This window comes from Variovorax sp. PDC80, assembly GCF_900115375.1.
In the GTDB taxonomy this organism is placed as follows: Bacteria; Pseudomonadota; Gammaproteobacteria; order Burkholderiales; family Burkholderiaceae_C; genus Variovorax.
The window spans coordinates 190,843-206,870 of record NZ_FOWG01000011.1 but is presented as its reverse complement, the minus strand read 5'-3'; the positions used below and the strand labels follow the sequence as shown (position 1 = coordinate 206,870).

16 protein-coding genes are annotated in these 16,028 nt (G+C 71.2%); 6 read left to right on the top strand and 10 right to left on the bottom strand.

Annotated elements, in window-relative coordinates:
• Nucleotides 1-16 precede the first annotated feature (16 nt).
• The 5 genes from BM109_RS28950 to BM109_RS28930 all read left to right on the top strand — a co-directional run bounded on the left by BM109_RS28950 (nucleotide 17) and on the right by BM109_RS28930 (nucleotide 4,458).
• Nucleotides 17-1,855: an ATP-binding response regulator gene (locus tag BM109_RS28950; protein WP_093350666.1), complete on the top strand. Its 1,839-nt coding sequence runs from the start codon at nucleotides 17-19 to the stop codon at nucleotides 1,853-1,855.
• Nucleotides 1,856-1,924: 69 nt separating this feature from the next.
• Nucleotides 1,925-2,536: a cytochrome b gene (locus tag BM109_RS28945; RefSeq protein WP_093350663.1), complete on the top strand. Its 612-nt coding sequence runs from the start codon at nucleotides 1,925-1,927 to the stop codon at nucleotides 2,534-2,536.
• Nucleotides 2,533-3,117, top strand: a complete 585-nt coding sequence (locus BM109_RS28940; RefSeq protein ID WP_093350661.1) for a YceI family protein — start codon at nucleotides 2,533-2,535, stop codon at nucleotides 3,115-3,117. The genes BM109_RS28945 and BM109_RS28940 overlap by 4 nt, the downstream gene beginning before the upstream one ends.
• Nucleotides 3,118-3,149: 32 nt before the next feature.
• On the top strand, nucleotides 3,150-3,791 hold the full coding sequence (locus tag BM109_RS28935; protein WP_093350658.1) for a YceI family protein: 642 nt from the start codon (nucleotides 3,150-3,152) through the stop codon (nucleotides 3,789-3,791).
• Nucleotides 3,792-3,813: 22 nt separating this feature from the next.
• Complete coding sequence (locus BM109_RS28930; RefSeq protein WP_093350656.1) at nucleotides 3,814-4,458, top strand: LysE family translocator; 645 nt, start codon at nucleotides 3,814-3,816, stop codon at nucleotides 4,456-4,458.
• A gap of 10 nt (nucleotides 4,459-4,468) precedes the next feature.
• Here the strand turns inward: BM109_RS28930 and BM109_RS28925 are convergent, their stop codons facing one another.
• From BM109_RS28925 to BM109_RS28905, 5 genes are read right to left on the bottom strand one after another with little or no spacing between them, the layout of a single operon-like run.
• The gene (locus tag BM109_RS28925) at nucleotides 4,469-5,464 is read right to left on the bottom strand and encodes a Bug family tripartite tricarboxylate transporter substrate binding protein (RefSeq protein WP_093350653.1); all 996 of its coding nucleotides are present in this window, start codon (nucleotides 5,462-5,464) and stop codon (nucleotides 4,469-4,471) included.
• 26 nt (nucleotides 5,465-5,490) lie between these two features.
• Nucleotides 5,491-6,645 carry an alpha-hydroxy acid oxidase gene (locus BM109_RS28920; protein WP_093350651.1) on the bottom strand — a complete coding sequence of 385 codons (1,155 nt, stop codon included), beginning with the start codon at nucleotides 6,643-6,645 and terminating at the stop codon, nucleotides 5,491-5,493.
• Complete coding sequence (locus tag BM109_RS28915) at nucleotides 6,642-7,562, bottom strand: TauD/TfdA dioxygenase family protein (protein ID WP_256222841.1); 921 nt, start codon at nucleotides 7,560-7,562, stop codon at nucleotides 6,642-6,644. Before BM109_RS28915 ends, BM109_RS28920 begins: the two co-directional genes overlap by 4 nt.
• Nucleotides 7,563-7,610: 48 nt before the next feature.
• Nucleotides 7,611-8,771, bottom strand: coding sequence for an iron-containing alcohol dehydrogenase family protein (locus BM109_RS28910; protein WP_093350648.1), 1,161 nt, complete (start codon nucleotides 8,769-8,771; stop codon nucleotides 7,611-7,613).
• The gene (locus BM109_RS28905) at nucleotides 8,768-9,229 is read right to left on the bottom strand and encodes a nuclear transport factor 2 family protein (RefSeq protein WP_093350646.1); all 462 of its coding nucleotides are present in this window, start codon (nucleotides 9,227-9,229) and stop codon (nucleotides 8,768-8,770) included. Before BM109_RS28905 ends, BM109_RS28910 begins: the two co-directional genes overlap by 4 nt.
• A gap of 96 nt (nucleotides 9,230-9,325) precedes the next feature.
• On the opposite strand from BM109_RS28905, the gene BM109_RS28900 reads away from it, so the two are divergent.
• Entirely contained in the window at nucleotides 9,326-10,264 is a 939-nt protein-coding gene (locus BM109_RS28900; protein ID WP_093350643.1) for a LysR family transcriptional regulator, read from the top strand.
• Between the two features lie 10 nt (nucleotides 10,265-10,274).
• On the opposite strand, the gene BM109_RS28895 is transcribed toward BM109_RS28900, so the two are convergent.
• The 5 genes from BM109_RS28895 to lptA all read right to left on the bottom strand — a co-directional run bounded on the left by BM109_RS28895 (nucleotide 10,275) and on the right by lptA (nucleotide 15,910).
• Nucleotides 10,275-11,063: a fumarylacetoacetate hydrolase family protein gene (locus BM109_RS28895; RefSeq protein WP_093350640.1), complete on the bottom strand. Its 789-nt coding sequence runs from the start codon at nucleotides 11,061-11,063 to the stop codon at nucleotides 10,275-10,277.
• A gap of 113 nt (nucleotides 11,064-11,176) precedes the next feature.
• Nucleotides 11,177-12,775, bottom strand: coding sequence for a phospholipase D family protein (locus tag BM109_RS28890; protein ID WP_093350639.1), 1,599 nt, complete (start codon nucleotides 12,773-12,775; stop codon nucleotides 11,177-11,179).
• A gap of 10 nt (nucleotides 12,776-12,785) precedes the next feature.
• Nucleotides 12,786-14,375, bottom strand: a complete 1,590-nt coding sequence (locus BM109_RS28885) for an RNA polymerase factor sigma-54 (RefSeq protein WP_093350636.1) — start codon at nucleotides 14,373-14,375, stop codon at nucleotides 12,786-12,788.
• Nucleotides 14,376-14,405: 30 nt separating this feature from the next.
• Nucleotides 14,406-15,200, bottom strand: coding sequence for an LPS export ABC transporter ATP-binding protein (lptB, locus tag BM109_RS28880; protein WP_057595581.1), 795 nt, complete (start codon nucleotides 15,198-15,200; stop codon nucleotides 14,406-14,408).
• Nucleotides 15,197-15,910 carry a lipopolysaccharide transport periplasmic protein LptA gene (gene lptA, locus BM109_RS28875; protein ID WP_093350634.1) on the bottom strand — a complete coding sequence of 238 codons (714 nt, stop codon included), beginning with the start codon at nucleotides 15,908-15,910 and terminating at the stop codon, nucleotides 15,197-15,199. Before lptA ends, lptB begins: the two co-directional genes overlap by 4 nt.
• Nucleotides 15,911-16,028 lie beyond the last annotated feature (118 nt).

The window sequence follows — 16,028 nt, the reverse complement described above, 5'->3', positions numbered from 1 at the left end:
TATAGTGGTCCGGTCCATGAAGCCCCTGCACGACTCCGCGGCACCCGCCGCCCGCCCCGCCAGCGCCGGCGGAAACCCCGAAGCGCCAGGGGCCGCGCGGGACGACGGCTTCGCCATCCAGTGCGAGGTGCTGCGCATCTCGGTGCAGCCGATCGGCCCGATCCTGGCGGTGCAGTACCTGCTGAACTGCGGCATCGCGGCGCTGTTCGCCTGGCAGTTCTCGCTGCCGCTGTCGCTGGCCTGGCTGGGCCTGATCACGCTGGTGACGGTGATGCGCGCCTTCGTGCCGCAGCGCCTGCCCGAGCCCTTCACGCCCGACAGCCTGCGCCGCGCCCAGCGCGTGCACGTGCTGCGCACCGGCATCTGGGAGCTGGCGCATGGCGCGGCCGGCGTGCTGCTGTTCGACCCCTCGCGCATCGAGCTGCAGCTGCTGCTGGGCGTGATCGTGATGGGCATGACGCTGTCGGCCGCCTTCTCGGTCTCGTTCTACACGCCGGCCACGCAGCTCGCGATCACCCTGCTGCTGGCGCCGATCATCGTGATGGGCATCTGGCTCGGGCCGCCGATGATGATCGCGGTCGCCGTCATCGGCGCCGGCCTCACCGCCATGATGTGGAAGCTGGTGGCCGAGCGCTCGCGCCAGCTCGAGGAGAACATCGGCCTGCGCCTCAACGAGCGCACCCTGCGCGAGCAGGCGCTGGCCGGCCTGCGCGCCTCCGAGCAGGCCCAGGCCGAGCGGCTGCGCTTCTTCTCGGCCGCCAACCACGACCTGCGCCAGCCCGTGATGGCCATCGGCCTGCAGGCCGAGGTGCTGCGCCAGCAGCTGCGCGAGGGCGCCGACACGATGGCGGTGCAGCACACGGTGGGCTCGCTGGCACGCGCCCAGCAGGCGCTGGAAGGGCTCACCAACCAATTGCTGGAGATCGGTCGCATCGAGGCCGCGGCCGACCCGCTGCGCCCGGCCGCGGTCGCGCTGGCGCCGCTGCTGCACGAACTCGCGCGCCAGGCCGGCGAGCGCCGCGTGCTGGTGCGCTGCCCGAGCGACGCGGTGGCCTGGAGCGACGCGGTCTCGCTGCGCCGCGTGCTCGCCAACCTGGTCGACAACGCCGTCAAGTTCACGCCCGCGGGCCGCGTGCTGCTGGCGGTGCGCGCGCGCCGGCGCGAGGCTGAGGGCGAAGGCGGAGCCGCCTGGCGCGTCGAGGTGCGCGACAGCGGCATCGGCATCGCGCCCGAGGCGCACGAGCGCGTGTTCGGCGACTTCGAGCAGATCGGCAACGTCGAGCGCAACCTGCAGCGCGGCCACGGCCTGGGGCTGGCGATCGTGCGGCGGCTCGCGACCCAGCTCGGCATCGAGGTGGTGCTGCGCTCGGCGCCCGGCCGCGGCTCGGTGTTCGCCTTCGAGCTCGCGGCCGCGCCCGCCGACGCTGCGCCGCTGGCACCGTCCGCCCTCAAGCCGCCGGCCGATGCAGCGCCCGCGCTGCGCCCCGGCCTCGCGGTGCTGGTGGTCGAGGACAACGCCGTGGTCGCCGACAGCCTGCAGTCGCTGCTGCGCCAGTGGGGCGCGCAGCCGCGCGTCTACGGCAGCGCCGCCGAGGCGCTGGCGCTGGCCGACCTGCAGGCGCTCGACCTCGCGCTGTGCGACATCCGGCTGCCGGGCGCGCTCGACGGCATCGCGCTGGCCACCCGGCTGCAGCAGCTCAAGCCCGCGCTGGCCATCTCGCTGGTGTCGGCCGACATCGACGAGGCCACGCAGCGGCTGGCCAACGAGCGCGGCTGGCATGCGCTGCGCAAGCCGGTGCAGCCGGCCGAGCTGCATGCGCTGCTGCGGCGCGCGCAGCAGGCGCCGCCGCGGTAGGAGCGGCGCCACCGGGCGCGGCGTTCCGAGCTATGCTGCGCGCCATCCCCGATGCCGGCCCGCCCGCCGATGCCCACCGCCTCCTCCCCGCCGACCCTCGCCGAACTGAAGGCGGCCCGCTACACGCCGGTCGCGATCGGGTTGCACTGGCTGCTGGCGCTGCTGATCCTCGGCGCGCTCGGGCTGGGCCTGTACATGACCGGCCTGCCGTTCTCGCCGCAGCGCGTGCGCTTCTACAGCTGGCACAAGTGGACCGGCATCGCGATCCTGCTGCTGTCCGCCGTGCGCCTGCTGTGGCGCCTCGGCCATCCGCCGCCCGGCGTGCCCGACTTCGTGCTGGCCGCCATGCCGCGCTGGCAGCGCACGGGCCGCACGATCAGCCATCGCCTGATGTACCTGCTGTTCTTCGCCGTGCCGCTGCTGGGCTGGGCCCAGAGCTCGGCGCTCGGCGTGCCGGTGGTGTGGTTCGGCGTGCTGCCGCTGCCCGATTTCGTGCCCGTGGACCGCGCGCTCGCCGAGCAGTGGCTGCAGCCGCTGCACCGGGCCGGCGCCTACCTGCTGGCCGCCGTCTCGGTGCTGCACGTCGCGGCCGTCGTCAAGCACCAGTGGATCGCGCGCGACGGCCTGCTGCGGCGCATGTGGCCCGGGCCGTCGTCGACTTCCAGGAAACCCAACGCATGACTTCGCTTCTTCACCGCTGGCCCGGCGCGCTGGCGCTCGCCACGCTCCTCCTTCCGGCGGCCCATGCCGAGCCACCGCCCGCGCGGCTGGTGCCCGAGAAAAGCCAGATCGTGTTCGTGAGCAAGCAGATGGGCGTGCCGGTCGAGGGTTCGTTCAGGAAGTTCGACGCGCGCATCGCCTTCGACCCGAAGAAGCCCGAGGGCGGCAGCGTGGCGCTGCAGATCGATACGGCGAGCGCGGCCTTCGGCATCCCGATGACCGATGCCGAGCTGCCCAAGGCGCCGTGGTTCGATGCCGCGCATTTCCCGCAGGCCGGCTTCCAGACCACGGCCATCAAGGCGTTCGGCGACGGCCGCTTCGAGATGGCCGGCAAGCTCACGCTCAAGGGCATCGCCAGGCCACTGACCGTGCCCGTGACGATCGCGCCGGCCGCCAACGGCCAGTCGGTGGCCAGCGGCAGCTTCGTGCTGCAGCGCATCGACTACAAGGTCGGCGACGGCGAATGGACCGACACCTCGGTGATCGCCAACGACGTGCAGGTGCGCTTCAAGCTCGTCGTCGACGGCCTCGGCGCGCCCTGACCCCACACACTCCCCCGCATGCAGCACCCGCCATGAAGAACAAGACACTGCTTTCCGCCGCCCTGCTGGGCTTCGCGCTCGCCGCGTCCGGCCTCGTCGCCGCGCAGGAATACACCGCCCCGGCCGTCGCGGCCAAGCCCGCGGGCGGCCCGGTCAAGGGCGCCAGCTACGTGGTCGACCCGACCCATACCTTCGTCATGTACGAGATGGGCCACTACGGCACCACCACCAACCGCGGCCGCTTCAGCACCAAGGACGGCAGCGTGCAGATCGATGCCGCCGGCACCAGCGGCAAGGTCGACATCACGATGGACATCAGCTCGATCAACACCGGCGTCGACCTGCTGAACCGGCACGTGCAGAGCAAGGACTTCTTCAACGTCGCCGAATTCCCCACCGGCCGCTTCGTCGCCGAGCGCATCGCCTTCAGCGGCGACAAGGTGGCCGAGGTGCCCGGCACGCTCACGCTGATGGGCCAGACCAAACCCGTCACCCTCAAGGCCGTGCGCTTCAACTGCTACCTGAGCCCGCTGATCAACCGCCAGGTCTGCGGCGGCGACTTCGAGACCACCGTCGAGCGCAGCGACTGGGGCATCACCTGGGGGCTGAACTTCGGCTTCGAGAACAAGGTGAAGCTGCTGGTGCAGGTCGAGGCGGTGAACGTGCAGCAATGAATTCCGAAAGAGAGCACTCCCGATGATGGACACCACCCTTTCCCTGCTCGGCATCGCCGGCGCCATGGCCGTGGGCGCGATGAGCCCGGGCCCGAGCTTCGTGATGGTGGCGCGCACGGCCGTGGCCTCGCGTGCCGACGGCCTCGCGGCCGCGCTCGGCATGGGCGCGGGCGGGCTGGTGTTCGCAATCGCGGCGCTCGCGGGGCTGCAGGCCGCGTTCCTCGCGGTGCCGGCGCTCTACCTCGCGATCAAGGGCTTCGGCGGCGCCTACCTGGTCTACCTGGGCATCCGCATCTGGCGCGGCGCGCGGCAGCCGCTCGCGATGGCGCCGGAGGCGGGCACGCCCGCCGCATCGGGCGGCCGCGGCAAGCGCACCTTCCTGCTCGGGCTGGCCACGCAGGTCAGCAACCCGAAGACGGCCGTGGTCTACGCGAGCATCTTCGCGGCCTTCCTGCCGCGCGAGGTGCCGCTGGTGCTGGCGCTCGCGGTGCCGGCCGTCATCTTCTGCATCGAGACCGGCTGGTACGCCATCGTCGCGCTCGCGCTGTCGTCGGCGGCGCCGCGCTCGGCCTACCTGCGCTACAAGACCTGGATCGACCGCGCGGCCGGCGGCGTGATGGGGCTGCTGGGGCTGCGGCTGGTGTGGTCGGCGGTGCGCGGGACCTGAGGCGGGACGCTCACTCGCCCTTGATGCCGGCGCTCTGGATCAGCTGGGCCCAGCGGGTCCGGTCCTCGCCGAGCCACTGGCGGTACGCGGCCGGCCCGAGGTGCTTGACCTCGGCGCCCAGCGACTTGAGCTTGGCCTGCATGGCCGGCTTGGCGAGCGCCGCGGCGATGGCGGTGTCGAGCTTGGCCGCGATGGGTGCGGGCAGGCCCGCGGGCGCGATGAAGCCGATCGGCTGCGCATAGTCCTCGAAGCCCTTGAAGCCGAGCTCGGCGGTGGTGGGCACCTGCGGATAGTCGGGATGCCGCTGGGCGGTGGTGGCGGCCAGGATGCGGATGCGGCCGCTCGCGACGAAGTCGGACACGCCGACCATCGGGAAGAACATGAAGTCGACCCGGCCCGCCATCACCTCGGTCAGCGCCGGCGCGTTGCCCTTGAACGGGATGTGGTTCATCTTCGTCTTCGTGCGCTGCTCGAGCAGCGCGGCCGCCAGGTGCGCAGAGCCGCCCACGCCGGCCGTGCCGTAGCTGACCGCGCTCGGCCCGCTCTGCGCCTTCTTCACCAGGTCGCCGAGCGTCTTGTACGGCGAGTCGCCGGCCACGACGATGAGCTGCGGCAGCACCGCGACCATGCTCACGGGCGTGAAGTCCTTGACCGGGTCGTACTTGACGCGCTCGGGCTGCAGCAGCGGATTCACGTTGTGCGAGATGGTGTTGACGACCAGCGTGTAGCCGTCGGGCGCGGCGCGCTGCACGTACTCGGTGGCGATGTTGCCGTTGGCGCCCGGCTTGTTCTCCACGATGACCGACTGCCCGAGCGCCGTGCCGATGTCCTGCGCGAACACGCGCGCCAGGATGTCGGTCGGGCCGCCGGCGCTGTAGCCGACCACGAGCTTGATCGGCTTGTCGGGGTAGTCGTTCTGGGCCTGCGCACGGCCATGGAGGCCGGCGCTGCCGAGCAGCGCGGCGGCGATCAGCAACAGGCGGCGGGTGGGGAGATGTCTCGTCATCTTGTTTTTCCTTTCGGTTCGGGGATTCACGGGGCCGGCCGCAGCAGGTCGGCCGAGAGCTGCGCCACGCCCGGGGCGCCGCACAGGCGCATCGTGCGCAGAAGTTCGTCGTGCAGGATGTCGAGGGCGCGCTGCGCACCGGCGTCGCCCGCGGCCACCGCGCCGAACAGCGTCGCGCGGCCCAGCAGCACGCCGTGCGCGCCCAGAGCCAGCGCCTTCGCGATGTCCGCGCCGCGGCGGATGCCGCCGTCGACCAGCACCGGGCAGCGCCCGGCCACGCCCTGCAGCACCTCGGGCAGCGCCTGCAGGCTGGGGACGGCGCCGTCGAGCTGCCGGCCGCCATGGTTGGAGACGACGATGGCGTCCACGCCCATCGCGGCCAGGCGCGTGGCATCGTCGGCGCGGCTCACGCCCTTGACGATCAGCTTGCGCGGCCAGCGCTCGCGCACCTCGGCCAGCCGCGCCCAATCGAAGGCGGGGTCGTAGCTGCGGCCGACGGACGAGGCGATGGCGCCCGCGCTGGTCGCCGCCGTCTCGAGCCCGCGCAGGTTCTCCATCGCGGGCAGGCCGCGCAGCAGCATGTCGAGGGCCCAGCGCGGCCGCGAGGCGAAGTCGAGCACGTTGCGCGAGGTGAAGCGGAACGGGATCGAGAAGTGGTTGCGGAAATCGCGCTCGCGCTTGCCGCCGACGGGCAGGTCGACGGTGATCACCAGCGCCTCGTACCCGGCCTCGCGGGCACGGTCGACCAGTTGCCAGAAGAAGTCCCGGTTGCGCAGCACATAGGCCTGGAACCACAGGCGCCCGGGCGCCTGCTCGGCGATGGTCTCGATGGCGGTGGTGGCGCTGCTCGACAGGGTGTAGGGCAAACCCATCCTGGCCGCCGCGCGCGCGAGCGCCAGGTCCGCGCCGCGCCAGCCGAAGCCCGCCGCGCCGGTCGGCGCGATGGCGGCCGGCATGCCCGCGGGCGCGCCCAGCAGGCTGCAGGCGGACGAGGCATCCGCCACGTCGACCAGCACCCGCGGCGCGAGCTGCCAGCGCTCGAAGGCGCGGCCGTTGCCGGCGAGCGTGCGCTCGTCCTCGGCGCCACCGTCGAAGAAATCGAACACGGCGCGCGGCAGCCGCCGGCGCGCGAGCGTGCGCAGGTCGGCGATCGAATAGCAGGCGGCCGCGCTGTGCGTCATGCGCCGGCCAGCGCCGTGTCGGCCACCGCGCGCGGCGTGCCGTCGTCATGGAAGAAGCGCGTCGCCATCACCTGGCAGCGCTTGATGTAGCGCGGCTCGTCGGGCCGGTAGTCGGGAATCGCGTTGTGGATCGTGCCCATGTTGTCCCACATGAGCACGTCGCCGACCTCCCAGCGATGGGCGTAGCGGAACTCGGGCCGGGTCTGGTGCGCGAAGAGGAATTCGAGCGCTTCGGCACTTTCCTTCTCGTCCATCTCGTTGATGCGGATCGCATAGCCCGGGTTGGCGTAGAGCACGCGCCGGCCCGTGATCGGGTGCACGAGGAACAGCGGATGCGAGACCGGCGGCCGCGCCGCGCGCTGCGCGGGCGTGAGCGGCGGACGCGTGCTGCCGCGCTCGCGGCGCATCATTTCCCAGAACTTGTCGAAGTCGTGCAGCACGGTCATGCCCTCGAGGCGCCGCTTCCACGCATCGGGCAAGGCCTCGTGCGCCGCATGCATGTTGCAGAACTCGGTGTTGCCGAGGGGCTGGCCGTCGCGGTGCGGAATCCGGATGCCGTAGAGCACGTTGGTGAACGCGATCATCCGGTTGTAGGACATGTCGGTGTGCCAGTCCTGCCCCGCGTCGGAGAGTCCGAGCGGCTTGCCGTTCTCGACGATGTTCGACAGCACCATGACCTCGGGCAGTCCCGGCTCCTGGTAGGCGCCCGCCACGTTGACCTCGAGCCGGCCGAAGTTCGCCGAGAAGTCGCGCAGCTGGGTCGCGGACAGTTCCTGCCGCGGGCAGCTCAGCACGCCGTGGCGGCCGAGCGCCTGCAGCAGCTGTTCGAAGACCTCGGCGGACAGCGGGTGCGACAGGTCGAGTCCCTCGACGCGGGCACCGAGGGTGGCGCCGCCGGGAACGATGCGGATGGTCATGGATGGAGTCCTCTGGCGAATGAAGGGGGTCGTGTTCGGGGAAGGCCGTCAGTACGCGGCGTCGAGCAGCGCGCGGATCTCGTGCGCGCCGGCGACGCGCCGCGGGTTGTAGTAGAGGCCGCGTTCGCGCATCGTCTTGGCGCCGATGCGGTCGAGCGCGTCGCGCGGCACGCCGATGTCGCGCAACCGCGTGGGCACGCCGATGGCCGCCTGCAGCGCGCGCAGGGCCTCCACCAGCGCAGGCACGCCTGACGCGCCCCACGCCGCGGCGGCGCGCATCAGCGGTCCGGCCGCGGCTTCGGCATTGAAGGCGATGGCATGCGGCAGCATCACGGCATTGGCATCGCCGTGGCCGACGCCGGTCACCGAGCCGATCGCATGGCACACGGCGTGATGCAGGCAGGTGCGCGCATTGACCAGCACCTGGCCCGAGAGGTGCGCGGCATAGAGCAGCGCGGCGCGCGCCGCGACGTCCTGTGGATCGCGGTGGACGGCGGGCAGCGCCTGCGCGAAGCGCGCCATCGCATCGAGCGCCAGCGTCTCGGCCAGCGGCGAGCGCTCCATCGAATAGAGGCCCTCGAGGCAATGCGCGAGGCCATTCATGCCGGTGGCGCACATCAGCGCCGCGGGGATCTCGAGGTTGGCGCGCGGGTCGATCAGCACCAGCCGCGCAGCGAGCTGCACATCGGTGAACAACAGCTTGGCGCCGTCGCCGCCGCGCACCCCGAGCGACACCGTGACCTCGGCGCCGGAGGCGGTCTGCGGAATGGCCACGATCGGCAGCTTCGGCGCGAGGAGGCGCGGCGCCACCAGCGAATCGGGCGGCGTGAAGCGCACCGCGTGGTCGGCGAGCGCACCACCCTCCGCCATCAGCAGCGCGATCGCCTTGGCCGTGTCGGAGGCACTGCCGCCGCCGATGGCGACGAAGCCGTCGACGCCCTCGGCCAGCGCCCGCGCGGCCAGCTGCTCGACCAGCGCCACGCTCGAATGCGCGGGCACCGGGTCGGCCAGCCGATGCGGCAGGTCGCCCAGCGCCGCGAGGCTGCGCGCGAACAGGGCCGAGCGCTGCGTGCGCGCGCCGCCCAGCACCAGCGGCCGCGCGATGCCCAGCGCATCGAGCTCGGCGCGCAGGCCGTCGATGGCGCCTTCGCGCATCACCAGCCGCGTGGCGACGCCGCGGTGGACGAAGGAGGCGGGCAAGGCGTTCATTCGGCGGAAGCGGAGGCGAAGTCGAAGGCCGTCACCATGCGCTGCTCGGCGATGCGCCAGCCATGGCCCGGATCGCGGCGGAAGACGGTGGTCGTCAGGTTGAAGCGCAACGGCCCGGCGATGCGCGGCGGCACGCCGTCGGGCTGCGCTGCGGCGGGATGGCGGTAGGCCGTCATGTAGGCCTCGACCTCGGCCGACGTGCCGTCCTGCGCGCTCACATGGGCATTGGTGAGCACATGGCGCGTCTCGACATCGGCGGCGCGCGCTTCCAGCGCGGCGCGCACGGCCGGCTTGCCCTCGAGCCACCGGCCCTGGCGCAGCCAGCGGCAGTCGTCGGCGAACAGCGCGAGCATCGCGTCGTAGTCGCGCCGGTCGAGCGCATGGAAGAAGCGGTGCAGCGCCTGCGTCAGCTCGGGCAGCAGGCGCGCGGCGTCGGGAATGGAAACATCGGCGGTCATGTGGCGGACGAGTCTAGGAGTCGGCTTGCCCGCTGACACACCCTGTTCGACAATCCAAGGTTTGCGATTTGGAAACCTTGAACCGGGTCGAACGACGTGGATCGCCTTCGCTGCCTTCAGATATTCACCGAGGTCGCGCGCTGCGGCAGCTTCGCGCGCGCAGCCATGCAGCTCTCGGTGTCGCGCGCCACCATCACCAAGCACGTGGCCTGGCTCGAAGCCTCGATGGGCGCGCAGTTGCTCAAGCGCACCTCCAAGCAGGTGGCATTGACCGAGGCCGGCGCACGCGTGCTCGACTCGGGGCGTGACCTGCTGGAGCGCTACGAGGCGATCGAGGGCGAGGTGCGCGATGCCGTGCAGCTGCCGCGCGGCGCGATCCGCGTGGGCACGCCGCCCTCGTTCGGCGCCTACCACCTGATGCGCGTGGTGGCGCAGTTCACCCACCGCTACCCGGACATCGAGGTGACGGTGGTCCATGACGACGGCCGCTCCGACCTGGTGGCCGAGGCGCTCGATCTCTCGATCCGCATCGCGCCCTCGCTCGAGGACGCGAGCTACGTCGCGCAATCGCTGCTGAAGGCGCCGCAGGTGGTGGTGGCGTCGCCGGCCTACCTGAAGGCCTACGGCCGCCCCGCCACGCCGGCCGACCTGGCGCGCCACAACTGCCTGGTGCACATCATCAAGTCGGGCTCGGGCGTGTGGAAGTTCGCCGGCAATCCGCCGCAGGAGGTGCGCGTGCGCGGCACCGTGCGCGCCAACATGGGCGATGCGATCAAGCAGTGCGCGCTGCTGGGCACCGGCATCTCGCTGCACCCGCACTACATGGTGTCGGAGGAACTGAAGGCCGGCACGCTCGAGGCCCTGCTGCCCGGCGCGGTGCCCGAGGAACTCGACATCCACGTGGTGTTCTCGACCCGGCGCAACATGCCCAGCCGCGTGCGCCACCTGCTGGAGTTCCTGCGCGAATGGTCGCGCCATCCGCCCGACTGGGCCTTGCCGGCCACCACCGCGGCGCGCGGCACCGCGGGCCGTTGAACGGTCGCCCTCAGGCCTCTTCGGCGACGAAGGGATTGCGCAGGCAGCCGAGGCCCGAGATCTCCACCTCGACGACATCGCCGGCCTTCAGGTGCGGCGACTTGCCGTCGGTGCCCATCCAGATCACGTCGCCCGGGTACAGCGTGAGATGCCGCGTCATCGCGCTGATGAAGGCCGCGATGCCGAACAGCATCTCGCCGGTGCGGAACTGCGTCTTCACCTCGCCGTTGACGCGCACCGTGGTGCGGGCCGCTTCCAGGTCGAAATCGGTTTCGATCCACGGCCCCATCGGCTTGAAGGTGTCGCTGTTCTTGGCGCGCCAGAAGGTGCGGTCCGAGGCCTGCCAGAGCCGCTCGCTCACGTCGTTGCCGATGGTGTAGCCCAGCACGCACGACAACGCGTCGGCCTCGCTCAGGTGGCGGGCCTTTTGGCCGATCACCACGACCAGCTCGCCCTCGTACTCCACCTGCTTCGCGTTGGACGGAATGACGACGGCCGCCTCGTGCGGAACCAGGGCGTTGACCGCGCGGTAGCCGATGTCGGCCTTCTCGGGGATCGCGAGCGTCTGGCCGCTGCGCTCGGCGTATTCCTTGATGTGGCGCACGTAGTTGAGCCCCGCCGCATAGAAGGTGCGCGGCAGCAGCGGCACCTCGATCCTCACGTCGGCCAGGCGATGCACGGCGCCCGTGAAGTCGTGGCCGCCGAAGGGGCTGCCGTTCACCGCGCGGACGCGATCGTCCTCCAGCACGCCATAGCTGCTGGCGGCCGCGCCGGGCGCGGTGTAGTGGATCCATTTCATGCGCGTGCTCCTGTCGGTGGTGTTCGGGCCCCCTGCTCGCAGGGGCACCACAGCATGACAGGCCGAGGTTTGCGGAACGGAAACCGACGGTTTGCGAAAGCCGCCCAAACCGCCTAGAGCAGGCTCTCGGGCGTCAGCGGCGCCAGCAGTTCGAGCATGGTGCGGTCCCAGAAGCCCGAGTCGGGCTCCTCGCTCAGCACCGTGGTCTTGCCGGCCTCCTCGCTGATCCACTCCAGGCGCGAGTCGCTGCCTTCGGCGAAGCGCAGCCTGTAGGCGCCCTGCTGCTTGAGCACCTCGAGCAGCTTCAGCGCCTGCTGCGCCATCTCGGGGCTGCGGATGAACAGGCCGATCTCGGTGTTGTGGACCTCGGAGCGCGGGTCGAAATTCATCGAGCCGACGAACAGGATGCGCTGGTCGATCACCGCCGACTTGGCATGCAGCCTGCCGACCGAGGTGCCGAACAGGCCCAGCCGCACGCTGCGGCGGGTGCGGTTGGTGCTGAGTTCGTAGAGTTCGGCGCCCAGGCGCAGCATCTCGGGCCGGTAGCGGCGGTAGGCGGTGTGCACCAACGGCTCGTCGGTGGCGGCGAGCGAGTTGGTCACCACGCTGATCTTCACCTGGCGCCGGCGGATCTCGTTCATCACCTCGAGCCCCGCGGCGCCCGGGATCAGGTAGGGCGAGACGATGGTCACCTCGCTGCGCGCGCGGCGCATCTGCTCGACCACGTTGTAGCGCACGCTGTCGACGTCGAGCAGCGGCACGCCGCCGTACGAGGCGGTCTTGCCGATCACGCGGTCGGGCGAATCGGCATAGGCCTCGGCCGTGGTCCAGATCAGGCCGAGCCGGCCGGCGTCGAGGTCCTCGGCGATCGGGCCGTAGCCCAGCAGGTCGTTGGGCGCGGGCTTCGGCGGCGGCGGCGTGGTGTCGGGGCCGGTGGCGGCCTCGAAGCGGCGCCGCAGTTCGTCGGCAGGCAGCGCGCTCGCCACCACCGATTCGACGGGCCGCACGTAGGGGCTGTTCCAGTACTGGTCGAACAGGCTGCCCAGGCGCGGGATCAGCGCGCCCGTCACGAAGGTGTCGAGGTCGATGAAGTTCTCGCCCGCGGTGCGCCGGAAGTACTGGTTGCCGATGTTGCGCCCGCCCGCCACGGCCATCGCGCCGTCGGCGATGAACAGCTTGTTGTGCATGCGCCGGTTGACGCGGCTGAAGTCGAACAGCGAGGCCGTGAAGCGCGCGAGCAGGCTGCCGCGGCCGGCCGGGAACGGGTTGAACAGGCGCAGCTCGACATTGGGCGTGGCCGCGAAGCCGCGCAGCAGCTCGTCCTCGCCCGCGGTGTAGAGGTCGTCCATCAGCACGCGCACCCGCACGCCGCGCTGCGCGGCATCGCGCAGGGTGCGCAGCAGGTAGCGACCGGTCTCGTCGTTCTCGATCTGGTAGTACTGGACGTCGAGCGTGCGCTGGGCCCGGCGCGCGAGCTGGATGCGGGTGTCGAAGGCGAAGTCGCCACCGGGCATGAGGCGAAAGCCGCTGAGGTCGGGGTCGGGCTGCGCGGCCAGCGCGATGCGCCCGAGCGCGGTGTCCTTCGACACGGCGATGGCTCTGGCGGGGGCGCGCGGGGCCTCGTCGGGCAAGGTGGCGCAACCGGCGGCCAGCAGCGCGGCCGCGATGGCGAACACCCAGGGCCCACAGCGCGACAGCAGGCGTCGGGCCATCGGCGGCTTTCTACAGGGCCTTGCGCAGGTTGGCGGGCGCGATGCGCAGCGCCTCGCGGTACTTGGCGACGGTGCGGCGCGCGCACTCGATGCCCTGCTCCTTGAGCATCTCGGAGATCTGGCTGTCCGACAGCGGCTTCTTCACGCTCTCCGAACCGACGAACTGCTTGATCAGCGCGCGCACCGCGGTGCTCGAGGCATTGCCGCCGGTCTCGGTGCCCAGCGCCGAGCCGAAGAAGTACTTGAGCTCGACCGTGCCGAAGGGCGTGGACATGTACTTGGCGGTGGTCACGCGCGAGATGGTGGACTCGTGCAACCCGAGCTCGTCGGCGATCTCGCGCAGCACCAGCGGGCGCATCGCGAGTTCGCCGTGCACGAAGTAGCTCTTCTGCCGCTCGACGATGGCGTTGCTCACGCGCAGGATGGTGTCGAAGCGCTGCTGGATGTTCTTGATGAACCAGCGCGCCTCCTGCAGCCGCTGCGACAGCGCCTGGCTGCCCTCGCCCTTGTGCGACTTGAGCGCGCCGGCGTAGATGTCGTGCACGCGCAGCCGCGGCATCACCTCGGGGTTGAGCATGACGCGGAACTTCACGTTGGTGCCGCGGCCGGTCTTGGTGACGATCACGTCGGGAATGACGATGTTGCGCTCGACGTCGACGAAGCGGCGGCCCGGCTTGGGTTCCAGCCGCGCGATGATCTGCAGCGCCGAGCGCACCAGCTCCTCGTTGGTGCGCGTGAGCGTGGCCAGGCGCTTGAAGTCGCGCCGCGCGAGCAGCTCCATCGGCTGCTTGCAGATGGCGAGCGCGGTCTTGCGCACCAGCTCCTCGTCCTCGGTCTCGTCCTCGTCGGCCAGCGCGCGCAGCTGGATCGCGAGGCATTCGCCGAGGTCGCGCGCGCCCACGCCCGCGGGCTCCAGGCTCTGCAGCAGGCCCAGCGCGACCTGGAAGTGGTGCACCAGCTCGTCGAACTGGTCGTTGTCGTCGCCCGCGAGGCCCGAGGCCAGCGCCGGCAGCGAATCCTCGAGGTAGCCGTCGTCGTTGAGCGACTCGATCAAAAAGCGCAGCGCGGCGCTGTCGTTCTCGTTGAGCCGCAGGCTCAGCGCCTGGCGGTGCAGGAAGGACTGCAGCGATTCCTGGCTGCGCGCGAGCTCGGTGGCATCGGCGCGCTCGTCGTCGCCGGTGCTGCTGTTGTTGCGCGCGGGGGCGTCGCTGCCCCACTCGCTGTCGTCGGGCGCCATGTCGACGGTGCCGTCGCCTTCCCAGTCGGGCTCGCGCTCGGGCGAGTCGAGGGCCGGCTCGGCCTCGGACGACGAAGTGGTCTCGGTGGACGTGGTCGAGGTCGAGGGCGCGGCGCTCGCGTAGTCGCTCTCGGCCTCGCGCTCGGTGTCCTCGCGCGGCGCGGGCGTGTCGGCGGCGTCGAGGCCGAACTCCTCGCGCGCGGCTTCCTCGGCGGTGCGCTCGAGGAAGGGGTTCTCGTCGAGCATCTGCTCGACCTCCTGGCTCAGTTCGAGCGTGGAGAGCTGCAGCAGCCGGATCGACTGCTGCAGCTGAGGCGTCAGCGCGAGATGCTGCGAAACGCGCAGCGACAAGCCTTGTTTCATGCCCTCAGGAAATGACTTGCACGAGGGTCATCACATGCGGAAGTGCTCGCCCAGGTAGACCCGGCGCACTTCGGCGTTGTCGACGATCTCCGAGGGCGTGCCCTGTGCCAGCACATGGCCGTCGCTGATGATGAAGGCGTGGTCGCAGATGCCCAGCGTCTCGCGCACGTTGTGGTCGGTGATCAGCACGCCGATGCCGCGTTCCTTCAGGAAGCTGATGATGCGCTGGATCTCGATCACCGCGATCGGGTCGATGCCGGCGAAGGGTTCGTCGAGCAGGATGAAGCGCGGCTGGGTGGCCAGCGCGCGCGCGATCTCGACGCGGCGGCGTTCGCCGCCCGACAGCGCGAGCGCGGGCGAATCGCGCAGGTGGTCGACGCGCAGGTCGGCCAGCAGCTCCGACAGGCGCTCTTCCATGCGCTGCTTCGACAGCGCCTGCGGCCGGCCGTTGGCATCGGGCTCGCGCTGCAGCTCGAGCACCGCGCGCACGTTCTCCTCGACCGTGAGCTTGCGGAAGATCGAGGCTTCCTGCGGCAGGTAGCTCAGGCCCATGCGCGCGCGGCGGTGGATCGGCATGTGGGCGATCGGCTCGCCGTCGATGGAGATCTCGCCCGCGTCGGCGCGCACCAGCCCGACGATCATGTAGAACGAGGTGGTCTTGCCGGCGCCGTTGGGCCCGAGCAGTCCGACCACTTCGCCCTTCTGCACGTCGAGCGAGACGTCCTTGACCACCTTGCGGCTGCCATAGCTCTTCTGCAGGCCGCGCGCGACGAGGCGGCTGCCCGGCACGCCGTTGGCTTCCTGGGTTCCGGCGGCTTCGATCACTTGCGTTCTTCCCCTTCGCCGCTCAGCGTGGTGGTGGAGCGCAGTCCGGCGCCCGGTGCCGGCGTGGGCGCCGGGGCCGCGGGACGGCGCGTGGCCGGCGCCGCGGCGCCGGGCGCACCCGGCGCGGCCGACTTCGGCGTGAGGATGGCCTTGACGCGGCCACCGCCACCCGGCGCGGACACGCCGGCATTGGGCGGCACGGTCGAGCCGTTGACGGTGTAGGTGTCGTTGCTCTGGTCGTAGACGATCAGCGCGCCGCTGCTCTCGTCGTTGGGCGTGGCGCCGACCAGGCGGCGCATGACGGCGCGGCGGATGAACTTGACGTTGTCGGCGCGGCTGTCGTACTCGATGACCTCGGACTCGCCCTCGATCCACTCGTCGCCGTTGCCGTTGCGCTTCTGCTTGTAGTAGGCGAGCTTGCCGGGCGCCGCGGTGACCACGCCGTACTGGTAGCCCTCGGGGTCCTGGCGCACGTCGATGCGCGCGCCGCGGATGATGATGGTGCCCTTGGTGACCACCACGTTGCCGGTGAAGACGCTGGTCTGCTTGAGATCGTCGTAGCGCATCGAATCGGATTCGATGTTCATCGGCTTGGTCCGGTCGGCCGTTTCGGCCAGGGCGGCGGCGGCGGAGCCAGCCAGCAGCAGCGCGGCCAGCACGAGGCGACCGGTGCGGCGAAGGGAGGAGGTGGGGTGAGAGTGCGATGTCATAGAGGCACGAAACTTGCTCTGCATTGTATGCGGCCCATCGCGCCAGACCCATGCGCGCGGATGAAAAAGCCCCGGGGGCGGCGAACCCGGGCACGGCACCCCGCGGGATCGCCCCGCG

Coding starts and splice junctions, on each gene's coding strand:
- BM109_RS28915 (WP_256222841.1), bottom strand. CDS start 7,562: ATGACCATCCGCATCGTTCCCGGCGGCGCCACCCTCGGTGCCCGCGTC.
- BM109_RS28935 (WP_093350658.1), top strand. CDS start 3,150: ATGAAGAACAAGACACTGCTTTCCGCCGCCCTGCTGGGCTTCGCGCTC.
- lptA (WP_093350634.1), bottom strand. CDS start 15,910: ATGACATCGCACTCTCACCCCACCTCCTCCCTTCGCCGCACCGGTCGC.
- BM109_RS28890 (WP_093350639.1), bottom strand. CDS start 12,775: ATGGCCCGACGCCTGCTGTCGCGCTGTGGGCCCTGGGTGTTCGCCATC.
- BM109_RS28905 (WP_093350646.1), bottom strand. CDS start 9,229: ATGACCGCCGATGTTTCCATTCCCGACGCCGCGCGCCTGCTGCCCGAG.
- BM109_RS28910 (WP_093350648.1), bottom strand. CDS start 8,771: ATGAACGCCTTGCCCGCCTCCTTCGTCCACCGCGGCGTCGCCACGCGG.
- BM109_RS28885 (WP_093350636.1), bottom strand. CDS start 14,375: ATGAAACAAGGCTTGTCGCTGCGCGTTTCGCAGCATCTCGCGCTGACG.
- BM109_RS28940 (WP_093350661.1), top strand. CDS start 2,533: ATGACTTCGCTTCTTCACCGCTGGCCCGGCGCGCTGGCGCTCGCCACG.
- BM109_RS28925 (WP_093350653.1), bottom strand. CDS start 5,464: ATGACGAGACATCTCCCCACCCGCCGCCTGTTGCTGATCGCCGCCGCG.
- BM109_RS28945 (WP_093350663.1), top strand. CDS start 1,925: ATGCCCACCGCCTCCTCCCCGCCGACCCTCGCCGAACTGAAGGCGGCC.
- BM109_RS28895 (WP_093350640.1), bottom strand. CDS start 11,063: ATGAAATGGATCCACTACACCGCGCCCGGCGCGGCCGCCAGCAGCTAT.
- BM109_RS28920 (WP_093350651.1), bottom strand. CDS start 6,645: ATGACGCACAGCGCGGCCGCCTGCTATTCGATCGCCGACCTGCGCACG.
- BM109_RS28930 (WP_093350656.1), top strand. CDS start 3,814: ATGATGGACACCACCCTTTCCCTGCTCGGCATCGCCGGCGCCATGGCC.
- BM109_RS28950 (WP_093350666.1), top strand. CDS start 17: ATGAAGCCCCTGCACGACTCCGCGGCACCCGCCGCCCGCCCCGCCAGC.